General features: G+C 34.5%; 26 protein-coding genes. 16 read left to right on the top strand and 10 right to left on the bottom strand.

The window, feature by feature from the left end; translation table 11 throughout:
* Window positions 1–43: 43 nt before the first annotated feature.
* Window positions 44–1,225 (bottom strand): sugar transporter, encoded by a 1,182-nt coding sequence (locus A9G47_RS10090; protein ID WP_065642800.1) that lies wholly within the window; start codon window positions 1,223–1,225, stop codon window positions 44–46.
* A gap of 430 nt (window positions 1,226–1,655) precedes the next feature.
* A complete protein-coding gene (apbC, locus tag A9G47_RS10085; protein ID WP_065642799.1) occupies window positions 1,656–2,729 on the bottom strand; it encodes an iron-sulfur cluster carrier protein ApbC in 1,074 nt (357 codons plus the stop codon).
* A gap of 289 nt (window positions 2,730–3,018) precedes the next feature.
* On the opposite strand from apbC, the gene metG reads away from it, so the two are divergent.
* Complete coding sequence (metG, locus tag A9G47_RS10080; protein WP_065642798.1) at window positions 3,019–5,046, top strand: methionine--tRNA ligase; 2,028 nt, start codon at window positions 3,019–3,021, stop codon at window positions 5,044–5,046.
* A gap of 140 nt (window positions 5,047–5,186) precedes the next feature.
* On the opposite strand, the gene A9G47_RS10075 is transcribed toward metG, so the two are convergent.
* Together A9G47_RS10075 and A9G47_RS10070 are read right to left on the bottom strand one after the other, a co-directional pair.
* Complete coding sequence (locus A9G47_RS10075; RefSeq protein ID WP_065580444.1) at window positions 5,187–5,762, bottom strand: hypothetical protein; 576 nt, start codon at window positions 5,760–5,762, stop codon at window positions 5,187–5,189.
* Window positions 5,763–5,865: 103 nt separating this feature from the next.
* The gene (locus A9G47_RS10070; RefSeq protein ID WP_065642797.1) at window positions 5,866–7,023 is read right to left on the bottom strand and encodes an MFS transporter; all 1,158 of its coding nucleotides are present in this window, start codon (window positions 7,021–7,023) and stop codon (window positions 5,866–5,868) included.
* Between the two features lie 147 nt (window positions 7,024–7,170).
* On the opposite strand from A9G47_RS10070, the gene A9G47_RS10065 reads away from it, so the two are divergent.
* Window positions 7,171–7,473: a MerR family transcriptional regulator gene (locus A9G47_RS10065; RefSeq protein WP_065567695.1), complete on the top strand. Its 303-nt coding sequence runs from the start codon at window positions 7,171–7,173 to the stop codon at window positions 7,471–7,473.
* Window positions 7,474–7,645: 172 nt separating this feature from the next.
* Window positions 7,646–8,137, top strand: coding sequence for a hypothetical protein (locus A9G47_RS10060; protein ID WP_065642796.1), 492 nt, complete (start codon window positions 7,646–7,648; stop codon window positions 8,135–8,137).
* Window positions 8,138–8,645: 508 nt separating this feature from the next.
* On the opposite strand, the gene tolC is transcribed toward A9G47_RS10060, so the two are convergent.
* Complete coding sequence (gene tolC / locus A9G47_RS10055) at window positions 8,646–9,992, bottom strand: outer membrane channel protein TolC (protein WP_065642795.1); 1,347 nt, start codon at window positions 9,990–9,992, stop codon at window positions 8,646–8,648.
* Between the two features lie 138 nt (window positions 9,993–10,130).
* Between tolC and nudF the strand changes: the two genes are divergently transcribed.
* A complete protein-coding gene (nudF, locus tag A9G47_RS10050) occupies window positions 10,131–10,760 on the top strand; it encodes an ADP-ribose diphosphatase (RefSeq protein ID WP_065642794.1) in 630 nt (209 codons plus the stop codon).
* Between the two features lie 166 nt (window positions 10,761–10,926).
* Entirely contained in the window at window positions 10,927–11,757 is an 831-nt protein-coding gene (cpdA, locus tag A9G47_RS10045) for a 3',5'-cyclic-AMP phosphodiesterase (protein ID WP_065588205.1), read from the top strand.
* Window positions 11,758–11,811: 54 nt separating this feature from the next.
* Here the strand turns inward: cpdA and cls are convergent, their stop codons facing one another.
* From cls to fldA, 5 genes are all read right to left on the bottom strand, one after another.
* A complete protein-coding gene (cls, locus tag A9G47_RS10040) occupies window positions 11,812–13,275 on the bottom strand; it encodes a cardiolipin synthase (protein ID WP_065642793.1) in 1,464 nt (487 codons plus the stop codon).
* Between the two features lie 5 nt (window positions 13,276–13,280).
* The gene (yciA, locus tag A9G47_RS10035; RefSeq protein ID WP_065567701.1) at window positions 13,281–13,736 is read right to left on the bottom strand and encodes an acyl-CoA thioester hydrolase YciA; all 456 of its coding nucleotides are present in this window, start codon (window positions 13,734–13,736) and stop codon (window positions 13,281–13,283) included.
* A 26-nt stretch (window positions 13,737–13,762) separates the two neighbouring features.
* A complete protein-coding gene (locus A9G47_RS10030) occupies window positions 13,763–14,305 on the bottom strand; it encodes an inner membrane-spanning protein YciB (protein ID WP_065580438.1) in 543 nt (180 codons plus the stop codon).
* A 67-nt stretch (window positions 14,306–14,372) separates the two neighbouring features.
* Window positions 14,373–14,831: a ferric iron uptake transcriptional regulator gene (gene fur / locus A9G47_RS10025; RefSeq protein ID WP_065567703.1), complete on the bottom strand. Its 459-nt coding sequence runs from the start codon at window positions 14,829–14,831 to the stop codon at window positions 14,373–14,375.
* A 78-nt stretch (window positions 14,832–14,909) separates the two neighbouring features.
* Window positions 14,910–15,422, bottom strand: coding sequence for a flavodoxin FldA (gene fldA, locus A9G47_RS10020; protein ID WP_065642792.1), 513 nt, complete (start codon window positions 15,420–15,422; stop codon window positions 14,910–14,912).
* A 178-nt stretch (window positions 15,423–15,600) separates the two neighbouring features.
* Here fldA and sucC point away from each other — a divergent pair, with 178 nt between their 5' ends.
* The 11 genes from sucC to hslU all read left to right on the top strand — a co-directional run bounded on the left by sucC (window position 15,601) and on the right by hslU (window position 25,500).
* Window positions 15,601–16,770 carry an ADP-forming succinate--CoA ligase subunit beta gene (gene sucC, locus A9G47_RS10015; protein WP_065567705.1) on the top strand — a complete coding sequence of 390 codons (1,170 nt, stop codon included), beginning with the start codon at window positions 15,601–15,603 and terminating at the stop codon, window positions 16,768–16,770.
* Between the two features lie 28 nt (window positions 16,771–16,798).
* Window positions 16,799–17,671: a succinate--CoA ligase subunit alpha gene (gene sucD, locus A9G47_RS10010; RefSeq protein WP_065642791.1), complete on the top strand. Its 873-nt coding sequence runs from the start codon at window positions 16,799–16,801 to the stop codon at window positions 17,669–17,671.
* A gap of 98 nt (window positions 17,672–17,769) precedes the next feature.
* Entirely contained in the window at window positions 17,770–19,341 is a 1,572-nt protein-coding gene (locus tag A9G47_RS10005) for a cytochrome ubiquinol oxidase subunit I (RefSeq protein WP_065642790.1), read from the top strand.
* Between the two features lie 19 nt (window positions 19,342–19,360).
* On the top strand, window positions 19,361–20,497 hold the full coding sequence (gene cydB, locus A9G47_RS10000) for a cytochrome d ubiquinol oxidase subunit II (protein WP_065588199.1): 1,137 nt from the start codon (window positions 19,361–19,363) through the stop codon (window positions 20,495–20,497).
* 9 nt (window positions 20,498–20,506) lie between these two features.
* Complete coding sequence (locus A9G47_RS14000; RefSeq protein ID WP_141671992.1) at window positions 20,507–20,617, top strand: cytochrome bd oxidase small subunit, CydX/CbdX family; 111 nt, start codon at window positions 20,507–20,509, stop codon at window positions 20,615–20,617.
* Window positions 20,618–20,809: 192 nt separating this feature from the next.
* Window positions 20,810–21,205: a tol-pal system-associated acyl-CoA thioesterase gene (gene ybgC / locus A9G47_RS09995; protein ID WP_065567709.1), complete on the top strand. Its 396-nt coding sequence runs from the start codon at window positions 20,810–20,812 to the stop codon at window positions 21,203–21,205.
* Window positions 21,206–21,886 (top strand): protein TolQ, encoded by a 681-nt coding sequence (gene tolQ, locus A9G47_RS09990; protein WP_065567710.1) that lies wholly within the window; start codon window positions 21,206–21,208, stop codon window positions 21,884–21,886.
* A 2-nt stretch (window positions 21,887–21,888) separates the two neighbouring features.
* Window positions 21,889–22,308: a colicin uptake protein TolR gene (gene tolR, locus A9G47_RS09985; protein ID WP_065567711.1), complete on the top strand. Its 420-nt coding sequence runs from the start codon at window positions 21,889–21,891 to the stop codon at window positions 22,306–22,308.
* 28 nt (window positions 22,309–22,336) lie between these two features.
* The gene (tolA, locus tag A9G47_RS09980) at window positions 22,337–23,467 is read left to right on the top strand and encodes a cell envelope integrity protein TolA (RefSeq protein WP_176700694.1); all 1,131 of its coding nucleotides are present in this window, start codon (window positions 22,337–22,339) and stop codon (window positions 23,465–23,467) included.
* A 150-nt stretch (window positions 23,468–23,617) separates the two neighbouring features.
* Window positions 23,618–24,145 (top strand): ATP-dependent protease subunit HslV, encoded by a 528-nt coding sequence (hslV, locus tag A9G47_RS09975; RefSeq protein ID WP_025316169.1) that lies wholly within the window; start codon window positions 23,618–23,620, stop codon window positions 24,143–24,145.
* 26 nt (window positions 24,146–24,171) lie between these two features.
* Window positions 24,172–25,500, top strand: a complete 1,329-nt coding sequence (hslU, locus tag A9G47_RS09970) for an HslU--HslV peptidase ATPase subunit (protein ID WP_065567713.1) — start codon at window positions 24,172–24,174, stop codon at window positions 25,498–25,500.
* Window positions 25,501–25,531: the final 31 nt, after the last annotated feature.

Below are 25,531 nucleotides of genomic sequence, written 5' to 3'. Positions count from 1 at the left end.
ATTTATAAGTTATAAATAATGCTGTTATTTAATCGATATGAGCTTATAAAATTGTTTTACTATTCCACAATTTTCTTGAAAAAAAGCAGAATAATAACAGAGCAATAACGACAAAAATTGCGCCTACAAAGCCAATATCGCCTATTGATAGCAGTATAAGAACTTTACTTCCGATAAAAGCGCCACCGCCAATACCAATGTTGTAAATACCAGAGTAAACGGATGTCGCGATATCTGTTGCGTCGGGTGCGGCATCAATCACTTTGCTTTGCATGACCATGCCTATAATCGTAATTGAAATACCCCATAACAGGCATTGAATAAAGATAGTATAAATACTAACTGAGCAGATATAGAGTGATAATAGACAAGCAGCTAATGATAACAAAGGAACCAATAGAATGGCGATTGGATTTTTTTCAGAATACTTTGCAAATAGAACACTACCCACCATGCCAGAAAAACCAACTACCAGTAATAGCGTGACTACGGTAGTTTGGTCAAATCCACCAACCTGTTTCATAAAAGGTGTGATATAGGTATAAGCAGTAAAATGACCAGCAATAATAATAACCGTTAATAAGTAGATATTAAGTAATATTGGGCGTTTTAATACGTGCGGAATATCTTTTGCTGAAATAATATTTGAACTAGGCACAGTCGGCAGTAAATAAAGCAGTAATAGCATTACGATAAAAGCAATACCAGCAATACATAAAAATGTAATTCGCCAGCCAACATGTTGCCCTATTATGGTGCCAATGGGAATACCAAGTATAGTCGCCATTGAAACACCAATAACAATAAAGCCCATTGCTTTAGCTTTTTTACCATTCGGCGCCAACCGAACCGCCAGTGGCGTTGTAATTGCCCAAAAAACGGCATGAGCGCAAGCAATGCCAATTCTTGCTACAACTAAGCTACCAAAATTCCATGCAACCCCTGCTAAAATATGACTACCAATAAAAAGGAAAAATAAAAAAATGAGTAACTTCCTACGCTCCAATTTTGACGTTAATACAGTTAATGGTAACGATAATAACGAAACGGCCCAAGCATAAATAGTAAGCAATAACCCAGCATGCGCAACATCCATTGAAAAACTTTCAGCAATATTGGGCAATAATCCAATCGGTACAAATTCTGTGGTATTAAAAATAAATGCTGCAAATGCAAGACAAAGAATCGATGACCATATACGAGATCGGGTAATATTATTGTTCATGATTAAGATTATGGGGGGATGATTAGGTTACTTTCGATTATAACTGAACATTTTTGGTTATTAAATGATTATATGAATAAATCATAAAGTAAATTGCAAATCTTAGCATTTTTTAGCGAGAATCGTTTGGTTAGCCTATTCTAACGTCAGTAAAGGCAGTATTTATAGGTTGTTATTGGATAAACAGGGATTATTTTTAGAAAAAAACACAAATAAAAAACTTCAATAAAATCAATAGCTTTTCTGAACGATTTTTAAAGTGAAATATGTTTAACTTTAAGCGTGTATTTTTTTACTGAGGTACATGTTTTTTTAAAAGTAGCTATGCTTCATTTTTACCAAATTGATACAATGATACAATGATACAATGCCAGATAATAATATTGACTACTTTTTATAGCCAATATTACATAACACGGTAATTTTTAAATTATAACGTTTTAAAAGCAATATCTGGTAAAATGACTTCAGTTTGCCAATAAAGTTCAGCTGCAATACGCTCAGCAATTTGATAATAAATTTGAGTAAATTCACTGTTAGGATGGCTTGCGACAGTTGGTTGCCCAACATCAAGATCTTGGCGTAACATTTTATGCAGTGGAATTTGCCCAAGCAATTTTGTTTGATATTGCTCAGCTAAACGCTGTACGCCACCTTCACCAAAGATAGCTTCATTATGCCCACAATTTTCACAAATGTGATAGCTCATATTTTCAACAATACCAAGCACTGGGATATTGACTTTATTAAACATTGTTATGCCTTTTTTAGCATCAATTAATGCAATATCTTGTGGTGTACTGACAATGATTGCAGCTGTAACTGGAATACTTTGCGCTAAGGTTAATTGAATATCTCCTGTGCCGGGTGGCATATCGACAACAAGATAGTCTAATTCTGGCCAAAGCGTATCTTGTAATATTTGTAATAGCGCTTTACTCGCCATAGGTCCACGCCATACCATGGCGTCATCAGAATCAACCAAATAACCAATTGAGTTACTGGCTAGCCCGTATGCCATTATTGGCGTCATATGTTTATTGTCGGGTGTAAAAAGTTGCGCTTTTTCTGTACCTAGCATGGTAGGAATCGATGGCCCATAGATATCAGCATCTAAAATGCCTACTTTGACGCCTTGTTTTTGTAAGGCAAGCGCAAGATTAACTGCCGTTGATGATTTGCCTACGCCTCCTTTCCCTGAGCTTATTGCAATGATATTCTTTATATTGTTAATAGCATGTTGACCATTAGCGCGCCTTAATGTCGCTATTGGGTATTCAATATGCCAGTCAACTTCGTTAATGTCGTTAAGCTTAAGTAATTCAGGAGTGGATTTTTTTTTCAATTCCTCAAAAGCGGTTTGCCAAACAAAGGGCATAGCTAAAGTGATAGATAAACAATGATTAACTATTTCACATTTTTTTAGTGCGTTAAGTTCAAGTAAATTTTTTTGTAAAGTTGGATGCGTAAAATTTTCAAGAATTTTTTTGACTTCAATGTTCATTATGGTTATCTCTTTATGTATCGATATTTAGGCTCGTTTCACTTTCAATCAATTCTTCTTAAGAGGGTAAAACACCGTAAATGGTGGGACACCATCAAATACATTATTTTCATCCTCAAAAAAATAATTGCTTACTTACTTGCTTACTTGCTTACTTGCTTACTTGCTTACTTGCTTACAAAGCGCAATCGAGTATAGAAATTTAATCAAATTATGGCATAAATCTAGCGATAATCCCACGTTTGATGTACTATTTCTGCCATTATATAAAAAGGGACAATAAATTAATATGACAACTCAACGCAAAATATTGGTGACTTGTGCACTTCCTTATGCCAATGGTTCAATTCATTTAGGGCACATGCTTGAACATATTCAAGCTGATGTGTGGGTACGCTATCAACGCATGCGTGATAATGAAATTTATTTTATTTGTGCTGATGATGCGCATGGTACGCCAATTATGCTTAAGGCTCAACAATTAGGTATCACGCCAGAGCAAATGATCAGTGAAGTAAAAACTGAACATCAACATGATTTTGCGGGGTTCCATATTAGTTATGATAATTACCACTCAACACATAGTCCTGAAAACCGCGAAATATCAGAGCAGATTTATCAGCGTTTAAAGGCTAATGGTTACATTAAAACTAAAATCATTTCACAGTTGTTCGATCCTGAAAAACAGATGTTTTTGCCCGATCGTTTTGTAAAAGGCACTTGTCCACGTTGCAAAGCACCAGATCAGTATGGTGATAACTGTGAAGTTTGTAGTGCAACTTATAACCCGATTGATTTAATTAACCCTAAGTCTGTTGTTTCAGGAGCCACCCCCATTATGAAAGAATCAGAGCACTTCTTTTTTGATCTGCCTGCTTTCTCAAATATGTTGCAAGCGTGGATCCGTTCTGGGACGTTGCAAGATCAAGTTGCGAATAAAATGCAAGAATGGTTTGAAGCAGGCTTGCAACCGTGGGATATTAGCCGTGACGCGCCTTATTTTGGTTTTGAAATCCCAGATGCGCCAGGTAAATATTTTTATGTTTGGTTAGATGCACCCATTGGTTATATGGGATCTTTTTTAAATTACTGCAATAAACAAAATAAACCCATTTTTGACGAATTTTGGAATAAAGATTCAAGTACAGAGCTTTACCATTTTATTGGTAAAGATATTGTTTACTTCCACAGCTTATTTTGGCCTGCAATGCTTGAAGGTAGCCAATATCGCAAACCATCGAATATTTTTGTTCATGGCTATGTGACCGTTGATGGCGCTAAAATGTCTAAATCACGCGGTACATTTATTCAAGCAAGCACCTATTTAAAACATTTAGATCCCGATTGTTTACGTTACTATTACGCCGCTAAATTATCACCGCATATTGATGATATTGATTTAAACCTTGAAGATTTTGTGCAACGTGTGAATAGTGATTTAGTTAATAAAGTGGTCAACATTGCTTCACGTTCGGCTGGATTTATTTATAAACGTTTTGAGGGCAAATTATCGGATAAAGTGGCAGAGCCAGCGCTTTATGGATTATTTGTGGAAAAAGCGAAAGTGATTGCCGATTTCTTTGAACAACGCGAATCAGGTAAAGCCATTCGTGAGATCATGGCGCTTGCCGATGAAGCGAATCGTTATATTGACGAAAAAGCACCATGGGTTGTTGCTAAGCAAGAAGGACAAGATCAAGCATTGCAAGATATTTGCTCAATGGGGATTCACTTATTCCGCATTTTAATGACCTATTTAAAACCGATTGTACCGTCATTAGCTGAACGAACTGAGGCATTTTTAAATAGTAAATTAGAATGGAATACCATTGGGGATGCGTTAACAAACCACAAGATTAATCAATTTAAAGCTTTATTTAACCGTATTGATATGGACAAAGTCACAGCCATGATTGAAGAAACTAAACAACAAGCTGCCTTAGCAACACCAGCTAAAACCCAAGTTGCCGAACCTATCGCTGAAACAATTAATTTTGACGATTTTGCTAAAGTCGACATGCGAGTTGCTTTAATTAAACACGCCAGTTTTGTTGACGGATCAGATAAATTACTTCAACTAACGCTTGATATTGGTGATGAAACGCGTAATGTGTTTTCTGGCATTAAGCAATTCTATCCAGATCCTGAAGTACTGATAGGTCGTTTAACTATTATGATTGCAAACTTAGCACCTCGCAAAATGCGTTTTGGTGTTTCAGAAGGTATGGTGCTTTGTGCAAGTGGTAAAGATGATGGCGAAGGTGTGTACCTACTATCACCAGATAGTGGCGCTAAACCAGGAATGCGAATTTCGTAATTGATATCTTTATTATAAATAACTGCATCTTAACAAGTTAATATACTTGTTAAGATGTTTCAGGAAATTATGCGTTTCAGTATAAAATTTGCTTATTTGATAAATAATTGTAGCGTTTGTTTTTTAGAGTTGTTTTTCTATTATAAGTGTTTAGCTAACCAACTATCATGTAACCATTTTTGAGTTTGCCTTCCTGCTCGAATAAAATCCCAGTCAATATCTCTTTCAAAAACCATTACTGTTTGATCAGGTCCTATAATAGTCCAAAAATAGAGGCCAGTATTTAAATCACGGCATTTGACTTTCATTCCAGTTAGTGTGTTTTTTTTGCCATCAACAATAATAGTTTCGTTATGGGTATTGATCCAATTATTATTATAGTTTTCTAATAAATCTGGTGCATAGTCTTTAAGAAAATTTAGAGTAATTTGTAATGCGATTTCTTTGGAAACTTGTTGGCTAGAAGACTGATATTTAGGTAGTAATCTTACTAATCCTTGTAAATTTTTAGTAGTATCATTTATTAATAATGAAACATGTTGTTGTTCAAGATGTATGCTTTCATTGGGTTCAAAACGATAAAGAGTGACAGGCTGTTTATTGTGGAGTCCTTGTTTAGTTAATACAAAATTAAAATCGCGTTCTGCATTTTGTAATAACTTTTGAAAATTTGGTTCAAGTATGTTTTTTGCTTGTTGTATTTGCGTTGAGTTCATAGTGGGTTCCTTTATTGTACTCATTTCTTCGGCGTAACAAGTTGAATTTAAAAAACTTGTTATAATTATTAAGCTAATAAATATTTTTTTCATTATAAAAACCTTAATGGTAATTTCTTTTATTTAACATTAGTTGCAATGCACAAATAAATAGGAAAAGGGTGACGAGTAAAATTAAAGTATTTGTTTCAAAAATGGTTGGTAAAAAGGCGCCTACACTCGCACCAATAAATAAAACACAGGTGTATAGCGATATGGCAATGCCACGACTTTCAGCTTCAGATTCGATTGTAATACATGTAATCATTGATGGAATGGCATAGGCTAGTCCAAAAATAAATATAAAATGGATAATAAATAAAAAACTAACAAAATTTAATTGGTCATTAATATAAAAACAGTGAATTAATAACGAAATGCTCATTAGGCATAATGCCATGAATAATACGTATAATGGTTTGATTAGCTTAAATATATAACCAGCTGTTAGACTAAATAATATAGCAATAATGCTTATGTTACGTAGTGTTGGTACATAAATGATTAATGAGCTATGGTGTAATATTGAATAAAGACTAACGAAACTAAGTAAAACAAAGAGCGAACAACAATAGATAGGAAATAATTTTTTATTAAACAAAATATTGGGAAGTTTACTAAAAATTGAAGTTATTGTTGTTTTTTGGGGTGTTGGTTTTTTTCTATTGCTTTTTGAACTGTTGAAATAAAAGCATACAGCGCCTAATGCGTAAATAATACCTAAAAACCACATAGACTTATGCAGTGTATCAACAATCATTATTGAACCAAACCATTGCCCAATGGTTGTTGCGAGTAGAAACGCACAACTAATAATTGAGATTGCTTTAGATTTTGTTGCATCAGCAAGGTTGACCGAAATCCACGCTAATGCAACAGGTGGAAATGAGGCTGCACAAAAGCCTTGGATGGAACGTGCTAGCAATAATAAATAATAACCACTTATCAATGGAATAATAAAAGTGATTAATGCTAAAAGTAGTAAGCCTATTGCTAAAGTAAAATCTTTGCCTATTTTATCCGATAAAATTCCCCAAATAATTAGTCCAATCGCGTAAAAAATACCAAACACACTTGTCAATAAGCTGACATTACTTGGTGTGCTACCTTTGATAAAAATTAGTAAATTTTCTGGAATGGGTAAAAAAATGTATAGAAGGGTAACAACAGCAAGTGCTATAAAAGGAATTAATGTTGTTCCTACGATTAACTTATATTTCATTGATGAGTCCTTTAAGTTTTATTGTTGTATTTAAACTACAACAATTGGAGTATATATCCATTATGGTTTTTAAATCAACATAATTTGTTGTACAATATAATTTAATCGATAAAATATAAAAAAATAAACGATGAAAAAGGTTTTATTATGGAAGATATCTCTGCTAAAAATGCATATGATGACTTTTTATCAACCGTGATTGTTGGTATTGGAGAGGTTTCTGAGATGACAAAAATTCCAGTTAGAAAATTACGATATTGGGAAGAAAAAGGCATCATTAAAACGGTTGATCCACAATCTAAGTCTCGTCAATTTGATTTAGCGAATATAAAAAAAATTGTTTTAATTCAAGAATTGATGGAAGATGGATATTCATTGGATGGTGCAGCCAAAAAAGTTGAAGATAGAATTGCAAAAATAGAATCGTTAATGAATCTAATTCAAATGTAATTGTGTGTATATTGGTTTTTATATTGTAATAATATTAATTCAAGTTCTATTCATTAATTAGTTTTATAATTTATTTTCAATATGGATATTTTATTATTTTGCTTATTAATTGTTGACTTTATTAAGTTTCTTATTGATAGGTTTTTATTAATAAGCATTTTTTGGGATAAACATGATAAAACCGATATCTAATATTACATTAAAACCGCTACCTAAAAGCAAAAGAGGTAAAATTAGCTCGCTTGTTGAAGTTGATGGTGTTTGCTATGATGAAAAACTAGAAGGTCGCTATTTAGAAATGGCTTTTAGCTATGATGACTGTTACGTTTTAATTTTTGTGACGGAAGATGGTGGTCCTTGGGAAGAAGTTTTATTCATCTATCTATTTGATTCAAAAAACTACCATATCGTTGATCGTGCCAAAATTGGCGGTGGAGCATATGCTTGGCTTAGCGCTTGTGGGCTTTGGAATATTAAAATTTTATCGGATCATACATTAAGTTTTGAATTTATGTCGTTTGAGGGAACTGATGGTTGGTTACTTAAACTTTTTAAAAAACCTATAAAAACCTTTCCGTTTACACTTAGAAACCTATTTCATGTCTGGCGTCCAATTTCATTTAAACGCCATTTTTTAATCGAAATAAATAAAAAGCTACTTTAAATCGATATACTATATTTCTCTTTCTTTATACTGAAATTGGTAATCAAAATAACGATTGCCAAAACTCATTTTTGTTAAAATTAATATTTTCGATTGAATATTGCTAGTAAATTCATTATTTTCTTACTTTTGGTTTTCTGACGGATTTCCTGAATAAGAAAATAGGCTATCTTTTAGTGAAAAAGAGAAATCTTTAGTATTAATCTCACCAATAACTTTGTTGCTATCGTATAAAGCCAGTAAAAAATTGGCGATTTGCTTTGCTTTATGGTGCTAGGTAAAACTCGCATCATTATTGTATTGACTGATATTATTGGCTTTTCACCAAATTCGGTTTTCGTTACAGCCCAACAAATCCCTTTGTTATTAATTGACGCTAGCTTGTTTTAATTCCTACGCAAGCCCTTCAGTAAAGACTAGGTCTGAAGTGGTAGATATTTTTTTAGTGACATAATAAAAAAAGGCGGTTTATTCGCCTTTTAAACAGTTGTCATAACAGAATTAATGATTATTTTATCGTAGCTAAAGTACTAACTTCTTTACCTAGCATATTGTTTAAATAAACTAAATCATTAGCTGTTAAGGTTCCCACAGCATATTTTAATTGTAGCAAGCTAGTTAAATAATTATATTTTGCATCAGATAGGTTTCGTTTTGCACTATATAGCTGTGTTGTCGCATTTAATACATCAACAATTGTTCGTGTTCCAACTTGATAGCCAGAATTAGTTGCTTCTAATGAACTTTGAGCAGAAACGACAGCTTGTTGATAAGCTTTGATTGCACTAATTGATGATGAAATATTATTGTATGATGAACGTACTTGATTAATCACGTTTCTGTTGGTGCTTTCTAATTTTTCGCTAAAGCTGACGTAATTTTGTTGTGCTTGTTCGACCTTAGACATTGTTGCACCACCTGAAAAGATAGGCAGATTAACACTAACACCAACATAATTATTCCCAGAATAAGATTTACCACCACGCCCACCAACTGCTACATTATTACCATATCGGTCAGTTTTATTAAGATTTGTTGATGCATCTAAATTTGCTGTAGGTAAATGACCTGATTGAGAAAGTTTGATCTGTTCACGTGCAATATCTTGATTTAACTTCATGGTGAGTAAATTAAGATTAGACGTTTCAGATTGTTTTAACAATGTGCTGATTTGCGTTGGATTTTCTGTTCTAAAGGTATTGGTGTTAACGCTTGCTAAACTAGAATAAAAACGACCGCTCACTTGACGTAAATCTTCTATTGCATTGTTTAGATCATTTAAAGCATTAACTTGTTGCGCAACGGTTAGATCATAGTTTGCTTGAGCATTTTGTACATCAGTAATTGCAACTAAACCGACTTGGTGTTGTTGGCGAGTTTGTTCTAACTGACGCCCAATTGCTTTTTTTTGTGCATCAATAAAGCTCAATGCATCCAGTGTTTTTAAAACATTAAAGTAGGCAACAGAAGTATTTAATATTAGTGTTTGCCCTTGATATTGATAAGCGATATCAGCAACGCTTGCTTGCTTTTTAGTAATATCTAAGCCTTTCCAATTTGAAAAATTAAAAATGCTTTGCGATACAGCTACTTGATATAAATTTCCGCTTTTAGATTTTACGCCACTTGTATCTCGCCGACCATGCGTTACACCATAAGAAGCACTCAAACCTATTTGTGGCAACAAACTTGCCCGAGAACCAGAAATGGCTGCATATGCTTTATTTTTTTCCGCTAATGAGCTGCGTAGATCTGGATTGGTTTCTTTAGCTTGTTCATAAACTTGTATTAAATTTTCAGCGAAAGCAGATTGGCTTAGCAATAATCCAATTAAAAAAGTTAAGGTTTTTTTCATTAATCTTCTCTTTGAAATCATTAAAATATAGTATCATTTCTAATAGCGTAATTTTAACAGATAATTAGCATATAGTAAGCATTGTTTGTATGCTATTCGCACTTTTTATTCAAATTCAGTTTACAATCGAGAATTTATATGAAAATTAAACATAATCCGGTAAATTTTAACAAAAATGATATCGTTAATTTAACTAAACGAATTTTGTATAAAGGTTTTTTTTCTTTATTTGAATACCGTTTTCAATATCGCAAGTTTGACGGCTCAATGAGCGAGGTTGTCACTCGTGAAATTTTAGAGCGTGGAAATGCGGTCGTACTTTTAGCTTATGATGCAAAGCGTGATAAGGTGGTGCTAATAGAACAAGTTAGGATTGCTGCTATTGAAACTCAAGACAGCCCTTGGATGTTAGAGCTAATAGCTGGTATGATGGATCACGAGAATGAATCCTTAGAAGATGTAGCAAGGCGTGAGGCAATGGAAGAGGCGGGAATCACTATAGGTCGATGTAAACCTATTATTAGTTATTTAGCCTCACCCGGCGGTTTAACTGAACAATTGCATATATTGGCTGGTGAAGTTGACTCATCAACAGCTAAGGGGATTCATGGCCTTGCCGAAGAGAGTGAAGATATTAAAGCCCATGTCGTAAGCCGCTCTCAAGCTTATCAGTGGATTGAAGATGGAATAATTAACAATGCAGCATCAATTATTGCCCTTCAATGGTTGGAGCTTAATCATCAGCTATTACAAAATGAATGGAAATAACTTTTTATAATTATGTTTAATTATTCCTTTCATAGACGGGTGATTTATTTCACAGTTTAATATAATAATATGATTTATAAGGGTATTTTACTTTCAATCACAATACCTATTTTATTGCTGACATTATTAACCATAATTATAGATTAATAAATAATTGAGGTAAATTTTGGGGTCATTTTTAGAGCTTCAGACCCGTAATAAAAATTACGGCAAAATATTACATATAACTGATACCCATCTTTTTGCAGAAGATAGTGGCTCGTTGCTTGGTATTAATTCTAATGCAAGTTTTTTAGCTGTTATCGATGACATAAAGAAAGGCAATAGGCAATATGATTTAATTGTGGCAACAGGTGATTTTGTGCAAGATGGCTCTAAAAAAGCTTATGCTCGTTTTGCTGAACAAATAAATAAATTTAACACTCCATGTGTATGGTTGGCTGGCAATCATGATAATTATGCTCATATGCAAGAAATGTTTGCAAACTATCAACTTGCTGATAATAAAATCGTACTGTTGGGTGATAACTGGCTGACAATTCTATTAAATAGTCAAGTTGTTGGTCAGGCTTATGGCTTCTTACACGAATCTGAACTCGAATTTTTGCACAACACCTTAACTGAACATTCTCATAGATATGCGTTAATTTTTTTACACCATCATCCCATTTATTCAGGTTGCCATTGGTTAGATCATCATATTTTAAAAAATTATGAGCAATTAGAAAAAGTTATCCAAAAACATCCAAATGTAAGAGGACTAGGTTGGGGACATATTCATCAGAAACAAGATTATGTTTGGCATAAATGTAAGGCATTCTCAACGCCTTCAACTTGTTTCCAATTTAAACCCGAATGTTATGATTTTCAATTATCAAGTGATGATGCACCTGGTTGGCGAGAAATTACGCTTAATACCAATGGGACCATTGATAGTGAGGTTTATAGATTAAAGAACAACCGCTTTTTACCTGATATCTCTCAAAATGGTTATTAGTCAGTAGCAATATTGCTAGCAATCATAGATGTAGGCTTAACACTAGCCCAATAGTTATAGTAAAGGGGCAAAAAAGTAAAACAGTCTCTCAGTTACACGTTGCCATATAGGCCGTTGGTTCCATGTTTCGGCCTTTATTTGATCTGAATTAGATAAATATTTCTGTAAAAGATCGGCTAGTGAATTAGCAAACTCTGCATCATCAATTACAGTGGTAATTTCAAAATTAAGCCATAAGCTACGCATATCTAAATTAACAGTACCAACAAGGCTGAGCTGGTTGTCAATTAAAACACTTTTAGTATGTAATAAGTTATCATTGAATTGATAGAGTTTTACCCCGCCATTTAATAATTCAGAAAAAAAGGCTCGACTTGCCCATTTGACCATTAATGAATCATTATTTTTGGGAATGATGATAATCACTTCGACCCCTCGCTGTGCTGCGGTGCATACAGCATGTAAAATATCATCACTTGGTACTAAATAAGGTGTAGTAAAAATAATTTGCTCTTGTGCTGAATAAATTGCTGTTAATAGCACTTGATGGATCATATTTTCTGTATAGCCTGGGCCAGATGGGATCAATTGCATAATGTGTTTTTTATCTTCTGGTGGCTCGGCAAAATCAGTAATTTGTGGTAATGCTAAATGTTTACCTGTTTCTAGCTCCCAATCACAAGCATATATGGCTCCCATAAGTGTTGTAACCGGCCCACTCATTCTTACCATAATATCAACCCATTCGCCAACATGCTTATTTTGTTTAAAAAAGCGCGGATCAACTATATTCATGCTTCCAGTATAAGATATATAGTTATCAATAATAGCGACTTTTCGGTGTTGGCGTAAATCTAACCGTCTAAACATAAAGCGAAGCAAGTTTACTTGCAAAGCTTCGACAATGATAATGCCAGCATCGCGCATTCTTTTACTCGCGTTTGTTTGGATAAAATGCCGGCTACCAGCAGAATCAACCATTAATCGGCAAATTACGCCTCGTTTACTTGCTTGAATGAGCGCCTGCTCAACATCATCAGCTCGACCACCTTCATTCCAGATATAAAATACCATTTCAATATTCGATGTCGCTTGGTTTATATCATCAATTAAACGGTCAAAAATGACATTGGTTTCACTCAACAATTCAATGTGATTACCATTAATACCATCAAGACCCGTCTGGTGCTTACAAAGTTGGAAAATGGGTTTGCTAACTTGGCTTACGTTACCAGTGAAGATATCAGAAAAGTCACCTATTCGGTGAATAAACTTGGAAATAGTTGGGCGCATTTTTTGAGCTCGTTTAACGCGTTGTTGCCCTAAGTGAGCTTCGCCTAGCGCAAAATATAAGATCACACCCACAAGTGGTAAGATATAAATAACTAACATCCATGCAATAACGTAAGTTGTTGGTCTTCGTTTAAAGACAATACGTAACGTCGTTGAAACAATGATCAACCAATAAACAAGGAAGATCAAAGAACTGACTAAAGCATGAAATGAGGTAAATTGCATACTTATTAGTTATTATTTAGGTTTAATTTAGTTATCGGATCCTTAGTTGAATCATAATGCTGGAATACCTCTGGTAATGGTTTGGGATTATTATGTTTGTCCACTGAAACATAAGTAAATACAGCATCTGTTATGCAAAATCGTTGTGTTGTATCAGATGTATCAATGACTTTTTTAACCCAAACTTCAATACCTATTGTGATAGATGTTTTTCCAGTTTTAATGCAATGTGCATAACAACAAACCACATCGCCCACCATGGCTGGTTTATAAAATGTAATACTACTAGCATTAACCGTTACAACTCGGTTTCTTGCGATCTCTTTTGATAAAATACCGCCTGCAAGATCCATCTGAGACATGATCCAACCACCAAAAATGTGCCCATGAGGATTGGTGTCTGCTGGCATTGCAAGCGTTCTAAGCACTAGTTGACCTTTAGGATTTGTATCTTGTGTCATGCTAAAATACCCTTTTTTATTATTTATTATTTGTTCTCTAAATCATTATTCATATTTTTATAGATATAAATACCTGATATCAACGATAACAGTAATGATGCGCTCGGCAAAATAAATACTTTAAATATCCAAAAGAAATCATCTGTAGTGTAATAGGTTGCCACTAAACTTGTTATGCCACATAGTATAAAAAAGATAACCCATAATAAATTTAATTTATTCCAAATAGTTATATCTAGCTGGATTTCTTTGCCAAGCATTTTTTGCAACAGATTTTTTTTGAAAATAAATTGACTAACTAACAAGGCTGCGGCAAATAAAAAGTTAATAATAGTGACTTTCCATTTAATTATATTAGGATCACGCATATAAAGTGTAAATCCACCAAAAACCATAACCATTAAATAAGATATCAACTCTACTTTATCTATTTTCCTATATAAGGCAAGGATTAGAAGAAAGCAGATTGTTGCAGTGATCATCAATGCTTGAACACCGACAAAGACATCATACATAGAAAGAAAAACAAAAAAGAACGCAAGCGGAACGAAGTTTAAAAGTTGTTTCATTGATTATTAGCCTAGCACAAGGTAAGTTATCATATTTTAAATGAATAAAAAGCCTATTGGAATAGGCTTATTTTTTGCGATGAAGTTCAGGGTGTGCCTTACAATTACCCGATTGACAATGCCCATAAAGATATAAACTATGAAAAGTTAGTTCAACACCATATTGCTCAGCAATTTCTTTTTGCCTTGTGTTGATAATGTCATCTCGAAATTCAAATACTTCGCCACAATCTAAGCAAATTAAATGATCATGATGTTGTTGTGTCGCCAACTCGAAAACTGCTTTGCCACCCTCAAAGTTATGACGAGTAACAATTCCTGCATCGTCAAATTGGTTTAAAACGCGATAAACGGTTGCAAGCCCGATTTCCTCTCCCATATCAATTAATTTCTTATACAGATCTTCCACGGTGATATGTTGACATGAAGGATTCCGTAATAATTCTAAAATCTTTAATCTTGGTAACGTAACTTTTAAGCCTGCACTTTTGAGCGCCGCATTATTATCATTATCATGATTTGTCATATTACTTCCCATTAATTTGTTAATATGTTTCCATTATAGGAACTATATAAGGTAAATAAAAGAAATCATTTTAATAGATTAAATTTTCATTTCAGCTCGGACTTGATTTACCCAACTGTTGATGCGCTCTTCTGTTAATTCTGGTTGGCGATCTTCGTCAATAGCTAAACCAACGAAATGTGTATCATCAACTAAGCTTTTTGACGATTCAAAACTGTACCCTTCAATAGACCAGTTTCCAACAATTTTAGCGCCTTTAGGTTCGATAATATCGCGAAGTGTTCCCATAGCATCACAGAAATACTCTGCGTAATCTTCTTGATCACCACAACCAAAAATAGCCACTGTTTTACCATTAAAATCAATTTTTTCTAAATTAGGAAAAAAATCATCCCAGTCAGCTTGTGATTCACCATAGTACCAAGTTGGAATACCAAAAAATAGGTAATTATATTGTTCAATGTTTTCTTTAGTGGCTTTTGCAATATCGAAAACTTCAGCTTTATCACTACCTAAAATGAGTTGGATTTGCTTTGCTACATTTTCTGTATTGCCGGTGTCACTACCAAAAAAAATACCAACTTGTTTCATATTTGTACCTTTGTTATTTACGATATATAAATTTCTCTTAGAAGTATATCATTGTCATTTATTATCAGCAATGATTCTAAATCACATCAAACATAAGTTATTATTTGCTATACAATTTATTTATCTTGCATTAAAATTATCATCATTTTTATATTAACTTAGGCTGTGGAATTTCGTTATGAACCTGCACGAATATCAATCTAAATACCTTTTTAAGCAATATAATTTACCCGTACCGCAAGGATACGTTTGTAATTCGATTGATGAAATACAAGATACATTAGCCGAATTATCGTCAGAAACAGTCTCAAACCCTTTAGTCGCTAAATGTCAGGTTCATGCAGGAGGGCGAGGTAAAGCTGGTGGTGTTATTTGTACTGAAAACTATGATGAAATAAAGCAATTTGCTGAAAAATGGTTTGGGCAACACCTTGTTACTTATCAAACTACTGGTAAAGGTCAGCCTGTTAATAAGATTTTAATTGAAAAAGCATCTAATATTTATAAAGAGCTTTATTTGGGGGCAGTGGTTGATCGTAGTTCTAAGCGTGTAGTGATTATGGCTTCAACAGAAGGTGGTGTTGATATAGAAAGTGTTGCCGAAAAATCACCACACTTAATTTATAAAACTTTGCTTGATCCTTTAACGGGACCTTGTGCTTACCAAGGCCGTGAGCTTGCATTTAAATTAGGATTAACAGGCAAATTAGTTAATCAGTTTACAAAATTATTTGTTAATTTCGCTAAATTATTTTTAGAGAATGATGTTTCATTAGCCGAAGTTAACCCATTAGTGATTACTAATTCAGAAGAATTAGTTTGTTTAGATGCAAAAATTGTTTTAGATGATAATGCCCTTTTTAGGCATCCTAGCTTAAATATTTTAAGAGATACAACTCAAGAAGATGAGCGTGAATCAATCGCAGCAAAACAAGGCATTAGTTATGTATCATTAAGTGGCAATATTGGCTGTATGGTTAATGGTGCAGGTCTTGCGATGGCAACTATGGATATTATTAAACTGCATGGCGGTGAACCAGCTAACTTTTTAGATGTTGGTGGTGGCACAACGAAAGAACGTGTTGCTGAAGCATTTAAGTTAATATTATCTGACAAAAACGTAAAAGCGATTTTAGTGAATATTTTTGGCGGTATTGTTCGTTGTGATTTAATTGCCGATGGTATTATTAGTGCAATAAAAGAAATAAGCCTTACCGTTCCTGTTGTCGTACGCCTGGAAGGTAATAATGCACAACTTGCCCGAGAAATTTTATCTAAAAGTAAATTAAATGTTATTACTGCAGAAAGTTTAATAGATGCGGCTCAAAAAATTGTTGCTGTTGCCTAGTATATAGGATGTATGGAGAATAGTTATCATGTCAATTTTAGTTAATAAAGAAACCAAAGTTATCTGCCAAGGCTTTACGGGTAGCCAAGGAACTTTCCATTCACAGCAAGCGCTTGCATATGGTACCAAGTTAGTTGGTGGTGTGACACCAGGCAAAGGCGGTACAACTCACTTAGGTTTGCCTGTTTTTAACACTGTAAAAGAAGCGGTTGCAACAACCGGCGCAACTGCAAGTGTTATTTATGTGCCAGCAGCATTCGGTAAAGACTCTATTTTAGAGGCAATTGATGCAGGAATTAAATTAATTGTTTGTATTACTGAAGGCATCCCAACTTTAGATATGCTGATTGTTAAAGAAAAATTACAACTTAACAATGTAGTAATGATAGGGCCAAACTGCCCAGGTATTATTGTTCCTGACGAGTGTAAAATAGGTATTATGCCAGGACATATTCACCGTGTAGGCTCGGTAGGGATAGTTTCTCGCTCTGGTACATTAACTTATGAAGCGGTCAAACAAACAACAGATATTGGTATAGGCCAATCTGTATGCGTTGGTATCGGTGGTGATCCTATCCCAGGTAGTGATTTTATTTCTATTTTAGCATTACTTGAACAAGATCCTAAAACTGAAGTTATTGTTATGATCGGTGAAATTGGCGGTAGCGCAGAAGAAGAAGCAGCTGAATATGTTAAAAAACACGTAACTAAACCTGTTATTGCTTACATCGCTGGTGTTTCAGCTCCATCAGGAAAACGAATGGGGCATGCCGGTGCAATTATTTCAGGAAATAAAGGTACAGCAGAAGAAAAAACAAAAGCATTACAATCAGCAGGCATTATAGTCGTAAAGAGCCTTACCGATATTGGTGATGCAGTAAAAAAACAAGCTAAGATATAGTTTTTTGATGTATATCAATTTTTATTCTGTAATTATCGGTGTATAATAACCGCCAATAACATAGAAATTTGTGAGCATTTAAGAATTAGGGAGCGTTTATGTTAGATATAGTAGAACTTTCACGCCTCCAGTTTGCACTCACGGCAATGTATCATTTTATTTTTGTACCATTAACGCTAGGTTTGGCGTTTTTGCTAGCAATTATGGAAACAGTGTATGTTGTTAGTAGTAAGCAAATCTGGAAAGATATGACAAAATTCTGGGGTAAACTGTTTGGTATCAATTTTGCCGTTGGTGTCGCAACAGGTTTGACCATGGAATTTCAATTCGGTACTAACTGGTCTTATTATTCACACTACGTGGGAGACATTTTTGGTGCGCCGTTAGCGATTGAAGGTTTAATGGCATTTTTCTTAGAATCAACCATGGTTGGTTTATTCTTTTTTGGCTGGGATAGATTAAGCCGTGGTAAACATTTAATGGTGACTTGGTGCGTAGCGTTTGGTTCAAATTTATCAGCGCTTTGGATTTTAGTTGCTAATGGCTGGATGCAATTCCCTGTAGGGTCTGAATTTAATCCTATCAATTCCCGTATGGAAATGGCTAACTTTTTTGAGTTGATTACTAACACTGTTGCTCAATATAAATTTGTTCATACTGTTACTGCTGGCTATTTAACAGGCGCAATTTTTGTTTTAAGTATTAGCTCTTATTATTTGCTAAAAAAACGCGATGTTGCTTTTGCAAAACGTTCTTTTGCTGTGGCTGCTATGTTTGGTTTTATTATGTCAATTGCAGTTGCCATTATGGGCGATGAAGCAGGCCATGAACTCACAACCGTGCAACCAGTTAAATTAGCAGCAATTGAAGCTGAATGGGAAACTCACCCTGCCCCAGCACCATTTAACGTTATTGCATTTCCATCTCAAAAAAATAAAGAGAACTCATTTGCAATTGAAATTCCTTATGCAATGGGAATAATCGCTACTCGTTCGCTTGACACTCCAGTAAAAGGTTTAAAAGATATTTTAGCCAATAATGAAACTCGAATTAGAAATGGTATTTTAGCTTACAGTAACTTAGAAAAAATCCAACAAGGTAATCAAGATCCTACTGTACTTGAAGCTTTTGAAGCTAATAAAGCTGATTTAGGTTATGGTTATTTAGTTAAACGTTTTACTGATCGTGATAATTTAACTATACCTGAAGCAACAGAAGAACATATTAAAGCGGCAACAGAAGATTCAATTCCAACTGTGTGGCCACTATTTTGGGCTTTTAGAATCATGGTTGGTCTTGGCGGGTTAATGATCCTTGGCACTGGTTTTGCTTTATGGACAACTTATAAAAATAAAATTGGTGAAAAACGTTGGTTACATCGTTTATTGGTTCTATTTTTACCGTTTCCTTGGTTGGCCTGTGAATCAGGTTGGTTTGTTGCAGAATATGGTCGTCAACCTTGGGCGATCCAAGATATCTTGCCAACAGGTGTTGCTAATTCATCATTAACACCAGGGGAAGTATTATTCACAATGGTGCTTATTTGTGGACTTTATACCCTGTTCTTAGTTACTGAATTATTCTTAATGTTTAAGTTTACTCGCTTAGGGCCAAGTTCTTTAGGAACAGGAAACTACCATTATGAAAAAACACAACCAGTAACAGAATAGGACATAAGGAGTATACACAATGATTGATTACGAAATTATACGCGTCATCTGGTGGGTGCTGATTAGTGTTGTTTTAATCGGTTTTGTTATCACAGATGGTTTTGATATGGGTGTGGGTATTTTATTACCTTTTATCGGTAAAACAGATACAGAACGCCGTATTATGATTAATGCAATTGCTCCTCATTGGGATGGAAACCAAGTTTGGTTAATCACTGCTGGTGCAGGTATTTTTGCTGCTTGGCCAATGGCATATGCAGCATCATTTTCTGGATTTTATATTGCGATGATTTTAGTGCTTTGCGCACTATTTTTTAGACCAATTGGTTTTGATTATCGCAGTAAATTAGAAAATTCAAAATGGCGTAATCTATGGGATATCGGCATTTTTGCAGGTAGCTTTGTACCTGCATTGGTTTTTGGTGTCGCTTTTGGTAACTTATTAGAAGGCGTTCCTTTTAGATTCGATAATGCTTATCGTGTGTTTTATGATGGTAACTTTTTTGGCTTACTTAATCCTTTTGCATTATTAACGGGAATTGTGAGTTTAATGTTATTTGTTTCTCATGGTGGAACATGGTTACAAATGAAAACGTCAGGAGAGCTTTATTTAAGAGCTAGAACAGCGACGCAAATTGCTAGTTTAGTAATGTTAATTGCATTTGTTTTAGCTGGAGTTTGGGTTGCATTTGGTATTAATGGGTATGAAATTACGAGTGTAATTGATTATAAGGCAGCATCTAATCCATTAGCTAAAACAGTATCGACAGATGCAACGTGGTTAGCCAACTATATAAATTATCCTATTTTATGGATAGTACCTGTTTTAGGCGTAATGTTACCACTATTAACTATTCTCTTTTCTAGCCTAAATAAAAATGGATCCGCATTCCTTTCATCGATATTAACAATTGTTTGCGTTCTATTTACATATGGTATTGCAACTTTCCCATTTATTATGCCATCAAGCATTATGCCAAATGCAAGTTTAACGATATGGGATGCATCATCAAGTCAATTAACACTTAATATTATGTTTATTGTGGTTCTTATATTTTTGCCTATTGTTCTTTTTTATACAATTTGGTCATATATCAAAATGTTTGGAAGACTGGATAAAAATCATATCGAAAATAATAAACATTCTCTTTATTAAGGAACTAATATGTATTACGTTTTATGGTGTATAGGACTTATTGCTGCATGTATGTTATCAGCTATAGTCGGTTTATGGGTTGAACGAGATAGTGGTGAAAAAGAATCAAGCAACAAATAAACCAACAGTAAATAATATAAATTAAACAACAATAAAAAGGTGACCATAGCCACCTTTTCTTAATTTTCTGATAGGGTTGTTGAAAATAAGTAACAAATGATAATTGTTTTCATTTGTGTTTTTTTATATCATGGTGCAGCGAATTTCATATTCAGTTATAATAATGTCAAATTCAGTTAGTGCTATTTAGATATGAAACAATTTAATTGGAATGCAAGAGTTTATTATGAAGACACTGATGCTGGTGGCGTAGTTTATCATGCTAGATATCTAGCTTTTTTTGAACGGGCTAGAACCGAAATACTAAGGCAATTAGGAATTAGCCAACAGACGTTATTGCAAGAAAGTATTGCTTTTGTTGTAAAAAAGATGGATATTAGCTACCATGCTCCAGCCCATTTAGATGATATGTTGACTATTAGTACTCAAGTTGAGCAAGTTCGCAAGGCGTCTATTATTTTTAAACAGACTATTTTTAATCAAAATAAACGCGTTATCAGCACAGCAGATGTTCTTATTGCTTGTGTTGATATCACTAAAATGAAGCCGTGCGCGCTTCCCAAGTTATTAGTTTTGGAGTTTATATAAGTGGAAAATCTGAATATTATTGATCTGTTTTTGCAAGCAGGCCTCTTAGTACAATGTGTTATGTTGTTATTACTTACTTTTTCTGTTATGTCATGGGCTATTATATTTCAACGAACTAAAATTTTAGGTAAAGCTAAAAAACAAATCGAGCAATTTGATAATAGCTTTTGGGTTGCAGATGATTTAAATGTTTTATTTGATAAAGCAAAATTCAATAAAGAAGAGATCAGCGGCACTGAGCATATCTTTTATTCAGGCTTTAAAGAGTTTTCACGATTATATCAAATTAATCCCAATATGGCTCAATCTGCATTAGATGGTGCATCACGTTCTATGCGTTTAGCAATGAATCGTGAGCTTGACAACTTGGAATTACATATTCCTTTTTTAGGCACAGTAGGTTCTATTAGCCCATATATTGGTTTATTTGGTACAGTTTGGGGGATTATGCATGCGTTTATTTCTTTAGGTGCAGTTAAACAAGCGACACTGCAAATGGTTGCCCCAGGGATTGCTGAAGCATTAATTGCAACTGCAATTGGCTTATTTGCTGCCATCCCCGCGGTAATTGCATATAATCGCTTATCATTGAGTGTAAGCCGAATTGAGCAAAGTTACCTCAATTTTATTGATGAATTTTCTGCAATTTTACAACGTCAAGCAGTTGCCGTTAGGAATTAATTATGCGTAGACGCTCACGTTATTCAACTAAAACTGAAATCAATATAGTCCCTTTATTGGATGTATTATTAGTTTTAGTACTTATTTTTATGGCTACAGCCCCAATTATTAGTCAAAGTGTTGAAGTTGATCTTCCTGAAGCATCGGAATCAAAAACGGTTTCACCTTCAGAAAATAAGCCAATCATTATTGAAGTTTCTGGAGTTGGTATATATGCAATGATTATTGATCAAGATCGTCAAACTAATTTACCAAAAGAACAAATTGTAGCAGAAGTAAAACAACAGATGTCGCTTAATGAAAAGGCTGTTTTTTTAGTTGGTGGTGCAAAAGATGTTCCCTATGAAGAAATTATAAAAGCATTGAATTTATTACAATCTGCAGGCGTTAAATCTGTAGGATTAATGACTCAACCGATTTAAATAAAAATAATATAGTAAAATGTCAGTAATGTCTTATAAACCAAATTCAAAATTAAGTATAGCTATTGCCCTATCCATTATATTACATGTCATTTTAATTGTTATTTTAGGATACCGAGTTATATCTGATAATAATGTAAACTATGGCCGTGTCGATGGAAATTCTATTGATGCTATTATGGTTGATCCTTCTGTCATGACCGAACAATATCAAAGGCAACTAAAGACACAAGTTAGCCAAAAGCAAGCTGAGAAACAAAGGCAGCAACAAATTGATGATCAGGCTCGAATATTGCAGGAACAACAGCTTGCCCAAGAACAGCGGCTTAAAGAGCTAGAAAGAGAGCGCCTAAAAGTAGAACAACAGCAGAAGAAAGAGGCAGAGGCTGCACAAGCTGCGCGGATAGCAAGACAAAAAGAAGAAGATGCTAGAAAAGCTAAAGAGCAGTTAGAAGAACAACAAAGGCAGGCTGAAAGACAGCGCTTAGAACAACAGCAAGCTGAGCTAGCAAAACAAAAAGCAGAGCAAGAAGCTAAATTAAAAGCTGAGCGAGAATTATTAGATAAACAACGTGAAGAAACTTTACGTAAGCAAGAAGAACTTGCCAAGCAGAAAGAAGAACAAGAGGCTAAAGTAAAAGCTGAACAAGAACTTATTGAAAAGCAACGAATTGAAAATGAACGCAAACAAGCAGAGTTAACTAAACAAAAAGAAGAACAAGAAAAAAAGCAAGCTGCTGAAAAAGCGGCGGCAGATAAAGCTGCTATCGAAAAAGCAAAAAAAGCAGCACAAGCAAAAAAAGATAAAGAGCTTGATAACTTGCTGGGTGGACTTACATCAAATATACCCAGCCCAGCAGGTGGTGCTGCTAGTCGGAAAGGTGTTTCAAATGGGGAGCTAGATAAGTATAAATCTCTAGTTCAAAATGCTATCAGTAATAAATTTATTAATCCTAACAAATTATATAGTGGGCGAAATTGTGTATTAGAAATTCAAATTGCACCTGATGGTTTATTACTTAATGTTAGTGCGAAAGGTGGCGATGAGGCATTATGCCGAGAAGCACTTTCAGCAACGAAACAAGCTATAATTCCAAAGCCTGCAAGTACGTTTTATAATCAAGTAAAAATAATGAAAATTGACTTCCAACCAAACTAATTTTTTATATTGTAAACGCAATATTCCCTAGAATTATTTACTATAAATGATCAATATCTATAAATTAGAATATTGAAATTACATTAATTACCCCAATATATCATCTATTCATTTCGAATTAAGTTATTTAAGTAAAATAAGGAGCAAAACATGACAACAATTGTTAGTGTCCGTCGTGAGGGGCAAGTTGTTATCGGTGGTGATGGTCAAGTCACGTTAGGCGAACGTATTATTATGAAAGGTAATGCACGTAAAGTTCGTCGCTTATATAATAACAAAGTGATTGCGGGTTTTGCTGGTGGTACGGCTGATGCATTTACATTATTCGAACTATTTGAGCGAAAATTAGAGATGCACCAAGGTCATTTAACCAAAGCTGCTGTTGAGCTAGCTAAAGATTGGCGAACGGATAGGATGTTACGCAAATTAGAGGCATTGCTTGCTGTTGCTGATGAAAGTGCATCATTAATTATTACCGGTACTGGTGATGTTATCCAACCCGAAGACGATTTAATTGCCATTGGTTCTGGCGGTCCTTATGCACAAGCAGCTGCACGAGCATTACTTGATAATACCTCACTTTCTGCACACGATATTGTGCAAAAATCATTATCAATAGCGGGAGACATTTGTGTGTATACAAATAACTTCCAAACCATTGAAGAGCTCAATTACTAATCAACTGAATTAAAGAGAATATTATTATGTCTGAAATGACTCCTCGCGAAATTGTAAGCGAATTAAACCAACATATCATTGGCCAAGATAAAGCGAAACGTTCTGTAGCTATAGCACTACGTAATCGCTGGCGTCGTATGCAACTTGATGAAACATTACGTCATGAAGTTACACCTAAAAATATACTGATGATTGGACCAACAGGTGTTGGTAAAACTGAAATTGCAAGACGCCTTGCAAAATTGGCTCACGCACCTTTTATTAAAGTAGAGGCGACTAAATTTACAGAAGTTGGTTATGTGGGAAAAGAAGTTGATTCAATTATTCGAGATCTAACAGATTCTGCAGTAAAAATGATACGCCAAGAAGCAATTGAACGCAATCGTCATAGAGCGGAAGAATTAGCCGAAGAGCGCATTTTAGATGTGCTAGTGCCACCAGCTAAAGATGGTTGGGGACAAGTTGAAGATAATAATGCTTCAACAGCAAGGCAAGCTTTTCGCAAAAAATTACGTGAAGGCACACTTGACGATAAAGAAATTGAAATTGAAGTAGCTGGTGTTAATATTGGTGTTGAAATTATGGCACCTCCTGGCATGGAAGAAATGACAAACCAATTACAGTCGATGTTTCAAAATTTAGGTGGGCAAAAAACTAAACCGCGCAAAATGAAAATAAAAGATGCCTTTAAACAGCTTATTGATGAAGAAGCCGCTAAGTTGGTTAATCCAGATGATCTTAAGCATGAAGCGATTGAAGCGGTTGAGCAGAACGGAATTGTCTTTATTGATGAAATAGATAAAGTGTGTAAGCGCGGTAACTCATCAGGGCCAGATGTTTCGCGTGAAGGCGTACAGCGTGATCTTTTACCATTAGTTGAAGGTTGTACAGTATCAACTAAACATGGCTCTGTTAAAACGGATCATATCTTATTTATTGCATCGGGCGCGTTTCAAACAGCAAATCCATCAGATTTAATTCCTGAATTACAAGGTAGATTGCCAATTCGAGTCGAATTACAAGCACTAACAAGCGAAGATTTTGAACGGATTTTAACTGAACCAAATGCTTCACTTACGGTTCAATATAAAGCGCTAATGGCAACCGAAGGTGTTAATATCGATTTTACGCCAGATGGTATTCGTAAAATTGCAGAATCAGCATGGCAAGTGAATGAGCAAAATGAAAATATTGGCGCACGTAGATTACATACTGTATTAGAGCGTTTGATGGAAGAAGTTTCATTCGAGGCTAGTGAACTTGGCGGACAAACAGTTACAATTGATGCTAAATATGTAAGCGATCATTTAGATAAACTGGTTGCAGATGAAGATCTGAGCAAGTTTATTTTATAAGTAGTTCGGCTTGAGTATCGAGTATAAAAAA

This window comes from Gilliamella sp. WF3-4 (assembly GCF_001690275.1).
Taxonomy (GTDB): Bacteria; Pseudomonadota; Gammaproteobacteria; order Enterobacterales; family Orbaceae; genus Gilliamella; species Gilliamella apicola_C.
This window is presented reverse-complemented; position numbering and strand designations above follow the sequence as displayed.